Source organism: Polynucleobacter sp. CS-Odin-A6, from assembly GCF_018882095.1.
GTDB lineage: Bacteria > Pseudomonadota > Gammaproteobacteria > Burkholderiales > Burkholderiaceae > Polynucleobacter.
The window spans coordinates 1-224 of record NZ_JACVPD010000008.1; the positions used below are offsets into that span (position 1 = coordinate 1).

At 44.6% G+C, this 224-nt stretch carries 1 protein-coding gene; it reads right to left on the reverse strand.

Going from position 1 to position 224, the window contains the following annotated elements:
- Positions 1-190: tetratricopeptide repeat protein (locus ICN15_RS10865; protein ID WP_255532994.1), on the reverse strand; the 190-nt coding region annotated here is incomplete at its 3' end.
- Positions 191-224: the final 34 nt, after the last annotated feature.

Here is a 224-nt window from a genome sequence, read left to right on the forward strand (position 1 = left end):
AGGCAATTGCTTCGTCGTAGCGCTTTAAATCTGAGAATACCGTCCCTTGATTAGACCAAGCCTCTGCGTAATCAGGCTTAATGCTCAAAGCTTTTTTGTACGAGGCAATTGCTTCGTCGTAGCGCTTTAAATCTGAGAATACCGTCCCTTGATTAGACCAAGCCTCTGCGTAATCAGGCTTAATGCTCAAAGCTTTTTTGTACGAGGCAATTGCTTCGTCGTAG